Genomic DNA, 6,917 nt, shown 5'->3' on the forward strand with positions numbered 1-6,917 from the left:
CGCGCTTCAGCCCGCCAGACGTATAACCAAGATGGTCCGTGGCGTGGGATCCGCTCCCGGCATCCACTTGTTTTGAACTTTGAACCGACATTTTGTCCTCCCACGAGCAGATTGCTCCAGGTCGCGGCGGCTCGGCTCGCGGTCTCGCGTCAAATGCTTTGCGGGCATTTGCGCATGAGCTCGTGGCGCGAAGAAAGCTTGCTTGACGCAGCCGCAAGGCGGAAGGCAGCCGCCTTCGGTGCCCATCGAGCCATCAAACCACAGCGGTTCGCTGCTACAGCCGCACAATCCTGGATAGCAAATGCGACATTTCCTCTCTCGATTTTCGTTATTTTAAAGAATTACATTTTCTTATAGAGAAAACGTGCCGGAGCTTTTTAGCTTTGTCAAGGCTGATTTAAAGGCGGCTCAAGGCCGGCTTTTGGAGGCGAGCGCCGCAAATTCGCGACAAGCGCACAGGATTCGACGCAGAACGTCGCGCAACGGAGCCGCGAAAGTCGCGTCGAATTCCGGCGGCCAATTACGTTCGGTCACAGGTTCTATGGGCTCGCGCAAATAGGCACGACATGCAATCTCCATTTGCATGGCATGCACACCTTTTGAGGGCGCGGCATGGTGGCGTGTGATCCAGCCACCTTTGAAGCGGCCATCTAAAATGTGAGAGCGTCCGCTCTCGGCACAAAGATCGACGACGCGGCGGGAAAGGCCGCCCGCGCAGCTCCGCCCACCATTTGTGCCGATATTGAGCTCCGGCAAAACGCCTTTGAACAAGCGCGGCACGAACGATCGTATTGAATGACAGTCGTAGAGGATGACAACCGGATACAGCGCGCGAAGCCGGCTTAGTTCGTTTGCGATCGCGAAATGATAGGGAGCGAAATATTTTTCCCGCCGCGCAGAAATGTCAACGCTATTCGGCGCGCCGTTTTCTTTGTAGAGATAATCACCGTCAAAGGTTGTCGTAGGGCAAAGCTCAGTCGTCGCTTGTCCCGGATAAAGCGACGTTCCAGATGGATCGCGATTGACGTCGATCACGCTGCGCGAAACCGACGTACGGACAATGGTTGCGTCGAATTCCGAAGCCGCGAAGTCGTAGAGTTGATGAACCCACCAATCTGTGTCGCACCGCGCAAGCCATGGCGAGATGAAATTATTCTCGTATTCGGCCGGTATTTCCGTTCCCGTATGCGGCAAGCTGAGAATCAGCGGAACGTCGCCGCGTCTGACGCTGAGCCAATCGGTCATGACGCGCTCACTGCCTATGGTAAGTGACCCAGCGCAGCCGTGCGATGCGATAGGCGTCGAGCACCGAGATTGCATATATAAACAGGCCGCCAGCGAGCCTGCCGAGAAAGCTTTGCTGCGGCGTCGTCAGATGCCAGGTAATCCAACCAAGCGCGACCATGAAGAGCTGCATGACGAAACCACGTTGCGGCACCCCGGCCAGAACGTGTCCCGCTCCGGGCAGCAAAATCGCCGCCAGCAAAATCCAATAAGGGTGAAGCGGCGGTGGTGGCAGCGTCCGGTTCATAGCGTCCCTTGCGATTGCGCCTGAATCGGGCTCGGCGTCGGAGCGACCGACCGATAGATCGCGCATAACGAATTGACGAGATGACGTGCGGCCTCCGCACCGAGTTGAGAGCCGCCGAACTTGGTATGGCGAAGCACCGAATATTCCGCCCGCTCGGCTTGCGCCGCCTGATAAATGAGCCGCACGCCTCCCGGCCCGATCAGAAGCTCCTTGCACTTTGGGTCATGCAGGAGATCGTATAAGCGATCGAGAATTAATAGCGACGGCGCATTTTCCGGATCGCTGCACCGGATGAGCACATCTTTCGGCCAGCCATCCGGCACATCCATCTCCGTATCGAGATCGAATACCGGCGAATAAAACTCCGTTCCCCGTGGCCTCAGGAGAACGCCGAGAACGCTCGAATAACCAACCGGAGCGCTCAAGTACAGTTTGAGCCAGAGCGAAGGAAGTTTGCGGACCGACATGTCGTCGACGATTGGCTCGATCTTGATAGCGAAGCCTTCGTAGGTTGCGTTTAGGACGGGGAAATGCGCTCCGTTTTCCTTGACCTGCGCTTTATCGAACATGGCAAGGCACCCGTCGAAGAAATTCGCCCGGCTTCTGCGCAGCCGGCCTTGATCGCGGCGGTAGATGGCGACGAGACAGACGAGCGCGAGACTGACGATTAACAAAACATCATAACGCACGATCGCTCTCCGAAAGGAGCGCCGGTCACGGATACCGCGACCGGCGCCAGGTGGGGAGGTCCGCCTTTATGCATCCTCCCAGGTCAATAGCCCGCTGGCCTCGGCCAAGGCATCGTGAATTGATCGCCGCGCTTGACGTAGCGATAGCGATAGAACGCGAACCAGCATGACGCCACGATGTAAAACGCCATCATCGCGAGCAATTGCCTTCCATACCCCAAATAGACAGCGAAGAAGGTCACGCTGCAGATCGTGAAGAGGACGATCGACGGAAACGGGTGAAACGGATGTTCGAACCCACGCTGAATGGAGCCTAAAGGCCACATCCGCCGAAACTTCATCATATTGATCGGCATAAACGTATAGTTCAGCAGGCCCGACAGGATCGAGAAGGTGATGACCTGCGCAAGCGGGATGAACAGCGCAAAGACCGCAGCCACCGGCATGAGGAAGACGATCGACCGGAACGGTGTGCGGTATTGCGGATGGACCGCCCCGAACCAAATCGGCAGATAGCGGTCGCGACCCATCGAGAACCACGCCCTTGCTGCATCGTTGATGCATCCGTTGGCGGAAGCGATCGCCGAGAACAACGTGCCGACAAACAATATGACGGTCAGCACCGGGCTGCCGGTGACATGCGCGGCGTCATAAAGGGGCGCCAGTTCGTTATCCCAACCAAGATATTCCCACGGCAGCAGGCCGCAGCAGACGTACCAAGTGAGCGCTGCAGCGATGAGCAAAGTGATGATGCCCAGCATCGTGCCCATCGGCAGTGCGCGTCCGGGAGATCTGACCTCCTCGGCCGCTTGGCACGTCCCCTCGATTCCGAGGTAATACCAGATGCCGAAATGAAGCGATGCCAGAACACCGATCCACCCGTAGGGCAAGCCGGTAAGCAATTCCTTGTGAAGCAGGACGGCGCCCGGATTCCACGGCTGCGTCCCGACCACGAGAATAAGGATCGAAGCGAAGGCTGCGGCGGTTATCACAAGGTTTACCGTCAGCGTCGCCAGAACCCCGCGGTAGTTCATGCAGGCGAGAAGAACGAGTGCGACAACCGTGAAGGGTTGCCATGGGATATTGTAGCCGAGGTTGCCCGCCCCGATCTGGATCAATTGGCCGGCGACTTGAACGTCACCTGCCTCAAGCATTGTATAAGCGAGGACGAGATAAAGCCCGACATTGAAAGCCATAAGCGGGCCAATCATATGTTTGGCTTGGGTATATTGACCCCCTGCTGCAGCGACCGTCGAGGTGATTTCGGAATCGATCATCGCAACGCAGGTGTAAAGCAGGCCAATCACCCAACATGCGATCAATGCGCCGATTGCACCGCCCTTGCCGACAGCATAGTTCCATCCCATGAACTCGCCGACGAGAACAATACCGACACCCAGCGCCCAAATATGCGCGGGGCCCAACACCTTTAATAGCTGGAGCTGTTTAGGTTGCTCGGCTTGCATCTGAAGAGACATCGCTCACCTCCCCCCAGCGGCGTGGTTATCGCCGAACAGATCATCTACGCCCTCGCGCGAACTGATGAGCGTGTCTTCGCTATATTTCAGATTGGTTTTCACGAAATTCCAAAGAATCCATCCGAACACTGCCGCGGATACGATCCACGTGGCCCATACTATGGCGTCGAGCATTCTCTCCTCCGGTCGTTCTCTTTTTATCGCACGTTCAATCGAACTTTTCGGCGATGACTTCCCGATATTCCTTTTCCGACATCTTCAGCATGAAAATGAAATAGCCAATCACGACGATCGCAGTGATTGCGACGCCGCCGACATCGATATCGTATTGGAATGGCTGCGTAATGATGTCCGCGGCTTGCTCTTTCGAGTAACCGAGCTTCTTCCATTGCTGCTGCATCGTCGGATTCTGACCGAGCTTCTCCCAGGTAAGCCCGTTCCACTTTTTCGTGCCATCCGCTTGCGTCTGGTAACTCACGCCCGGGGGCAGTTTTTCGACCCGCGACGGGACGGCGATCTTCAGCCAGATCGGCAGGAAGAGGGCGCCGAACACAAGCGCAAGCAAGGAGGCGACGTCAAACAATTGACTTGCAACGCCCTGCTTCGGAGGAACGTATTTCTTAACCATGACCCTTCCTCCAATTCTTCTTACCGGCCCGCATCCAGATGGCGGATATCGACTGAATAGATGTGATACTTATCGTGCGAGTAATGGCGGATCATCGCCGTGATGGACGTGCTGTTAAACAAGACGAGCAGGAAAGCAGCGATCCAACAGACGATTTCGGCAGTTCTGTTGTTGATGTAGGAATGGACGCCCAACAGAACGAAGAAAATCACGAACCAAAGCGCGAGGACAAAGCCAATCGCCGTTAAGCGATCGCGCGAGAACATCGATTCAATCCGGCTTAGCAATCTCTGATTATCGGCTGCCGCCGCTGCTGCCCTTTCGTGGCCTGATGCTGCTTCCAGTGACATGTCCAACCTCCTCCCTTGACGAATGCGCGCGAGTCGTCGCGAACTGCCTTCAAAGCCTGCGTCGCTGCAATTTTGATGTGGAAGGCTCGCTTGGGTCGGGCCTCAATGGTGCCCGCGACGCGGACCCATCGTGATCAAGCGATCCGGAGATAAACGCCGTTTGGCGCTATGATCTCGTAACCCTTTGGAACGTAACAGGCATTTCCTCTCCTTCGTATTTATACGGCATATATTTTCATACGCCATTTTATATATAGGAATTTTATTTTCCTATTAAGAAACTACCGCGGAATTGTTTGTTATGTCAAGGCAGATTGTGCTGACATGACTCATTTTCAGAAGCTTTGCCGCGTAAACGCCGGACGACTCGAAACGATGTTGTCAGGTGTGAAAAAGCCTACCGCCGAAACTGCGGGACGTTCGCGTTTGCCGATGGCGCAGTTCAATCTGAGTCAGAGCTGAATGCGTTGCCGCGCGTCCCGGTTCAGCGTGGGATGACTTTCTGTCAGGCAGTTCGGTTTTCGTCCGAACATTGTCGCGAAGCTCGACCGCACAGATCCCGAGTGGTTGAGCCGCCGCTCAGCCCAGGAAGATGCCTACCGCCAAAAAATTGGAAAGTGGAAAGCCGCGGCAAAGATCAGCAAACCTGCGGGACTGTCCGTCGCCTCGCCTGACTTCCCGTCAAGTTAATCGGCCGTCGCGCATTCATAACGCCAGCGGGGCCCGTGGGCCCCGCTGTAGATTGCGATTTTGCTTGAAACTCTTTGAGCGCGCCCGCGCTCGCCGGTTGTTCAGCAATCCATGGAATTATCGCGCTCCCAATCACTCAGGTGACGGGTATATTCTTGCCATTCTTGATGCTTCAACTTGGCGTAGGAGTCGACGAACGCGTCGCCCAACCCTTCCCGGATAACCTTCGAGCTTTCGAAGAGGCGCAGCGCGTCGAGAAGATTTTGCGGCAGCTTCTTGGCGCCGTTCACCTTGTGCGGCTCCGCATACATATCGAAGTCCGAACGCTCGCCGGGATGACGGTTGGATTTCAACCCATCGAGCCCCGCGACAAGAATGGCGGACTGCAAAAGATAGGGATTGGCAGCACCGTCAGCGAGGCGGAACTCGAACCGCCCGCTATCGGGAATGCGGATCATGTGCGTGCGGTTGTTACCGGTATAGGTGATCGAGCTTGGCGACCAGGTCGCACCCGACAATGTCCGCGGCGCGCTGAGCCGCTTGTAGGAGTTCACCGCGGGATTGGTCAGCGCGCATAGCGCATCTGCATGTTCCATGAGGCCGCCGAGGAAGCGATAGCCAAGCTCAGAGACGCCGAGTTCGCCTTTGTGATCCTCGAACGCATTCTCTTCGCCCCGCCAAAGCGAGACATGCGAATGACAGCCCGAGCCGGTAAGGTTCAGGAAGGGCTTCGGCATGAAGGTCGCCCGCAGGCCATGCTTTTCAGCCAGTGACTTGACCATATATTTGAAGAAGGAATGGCGATCGGCGGTCTTGAGCGCCTCGTCATAATCCCAGTTCATTTCGAACTGGCCGTTGGCGTCTTCGTGGTCGCTTTGATAGGGATTCCAGCCCAATTGCTCCATCGCGGCGGAAATTTCCGCGATGACATCGTAGCGGCGCATGAGCGCCTGCTGATCGTAGCAGGACTTCGACTGCTTATCCGACGCGTCCGAAATGGCCCCGCCGTCTGGCGTCAGCAGAAAGAACTCGCATTCAACACCGGCGCGCATCTCATAGCCAAGATCCTTTGTCTCGGCGATGAGCCGCTTCAGCGTATTGCGCGGGCCCTGGTCGACCGGCTTGCCTTCCATGTAGAGATCGGCGGCGAGCCACGCGACCTCGGGCTTCCAAGGCAGTTGGATCAGACTGTCCGCGTCCGGAACCGCAAACAGATCGGGCATGGCCGGTGTCATATCGAGCCAGGTCGCAAAACCGGCGAAGCCCGCACCCTCTTTGGCCATCTTGTCGATCGCCCGGGCGGGCACGAGCTTGGCGCGCTGGTTGCCGAAAAGATCCGTGTAGGAGACAAGAAAATTCTTAATCCCACGCTCCTTGGCAATGTCAGAAAGCTTTGTTGACATAGCAGCAGTTTCCTCCAGATTTTTGTTTGTCATTCCGTGTTCAAGTCTCGTGTCGTGCATCACCGGTTCTCCACGCCCGGGATCCAGTTTGTGCCTGCGAGGGGGACGCCGGCCATGGCGGCGGCCTCGACGGTCAGGGCCACCAAAT

The 6,917-nt window shown here is 56.5% G+C and carries 8 protein-coding genes; all 8 read right to left on the bottom strand.

Features of this window, described 5'->3' with window-relative positions; translation table 11 throughout:
• Window positions 1–408 precede the first annotated feature (408 nt).
• Window positions 409–1,245, bottom strand: coding sequence for an N-formylglutamate deformylase (gene hutG, locus Q0025_RS14590; RefSeq protein ID WP_297300382.1), 837 nt, complete (start codon window positions 1,243–1,245; stop codon window positions 409–411).
• Between the two features lie 7 nt (window positions 1,246–1,252).
• The gene (locus tag Q0025_RS14595; protein WP_297300384.1) at window positions 1,253–1,531 is read right to left on the bottom strand and encodes a hypothetical protein; all 279 of its coding nucleotides are present in this window, start codon (window positions 1,529–1,531) and stop codon (window positions 1,253–1,255) included.
• Window positions 1,528–2,220: a hypothetical protein gene (locus Q0025_RS14600; RefSeq protein ID WP_297300386.1), complete on the bottom strand. Its 693-nt coding sequence runs from the start codon at window positions 2,218–2,220 to the stop codon at window positions 1,528–1,530. The genes Q0025_RS14595 and Q0025_RS14600 overlap by 4 nt, the downstream gene beginning before the upstream one ends.
• Before the next feature lie 83 nt (window positions 2,221–2,303).
• The gene (locus Q0025_RS14605; protein ID WP_297300388.1) at window positions 2,304–3,698 is read right to left on the bottom strand and encodes an APC family permease; all 1,395 of its coding nucleotides are present in this window, start codon (window positions 3,696–3,698) and stop codon (window positions 2,304–2,306) included.
• Between the two features lie 3 nt (window positions 3,699–3,701).
• Complete coding sequence (locus tag Q0025_RS14610) at window positions 3,702–3,872, bottom strand: hypothetical protein (protein ID WP_297300390.1); 171 nt, start codon at window positions 3,870–3,872, stop codon at window positions 3,702–3,704.
• Window positions 3,873–3,906: 34 nt separating this feature from the next.
• Window positions 3,907–4,326 carry a hypothetical protein gene (locus tag Q0025_RS14615; protein WP_297300392.1) on the bottom strand — a complete coding sequence of 140 codons (420 nt, stop codon included), beginning with the start codon at window positions 4,324–4,326 and terminating at the stop codon, window positions 3,907–3,909.
• Window positions 4,327–4,346: 20 nt separating this feature from the next.
• The gene (locus Q0025_RS14620) at window positions 4,347–4,676 is read right to left on the bottom strand and encodes a hypothetical protein (RefSeq protein WP_297300393.1); all 330 of its coding nucleotides are present in this window, start codon (window positions 4,674–4,676) and stop codon (window positions 4,347–4,349) included.
• A 791-nt stretch (window positions 4,677–5,467) separates the two neighbouring features.
• Window positions 5,468–6,769, bottom strand: coding sequence for a type III glutamate--ammonia ligase (glnT, locus tag Q0025_RS14625; protein WP_297300395.1), 1,302 nt, complete (start codon window positions 6,767–6,769; stop codon window positions 5,468–5,470).
• Window positions 6,770–6,917: the final 148 nt, after the last annotated feature.

This window comes from uncultured Methylovirgula sp. (genome assembly GCF_947646745.1).
Classification (GTDB): Bacteria; Pseudomonadota; Alphaproteobacteria; order Rhizobiales; family Beijerinckiaceae; genus Methylovirgula.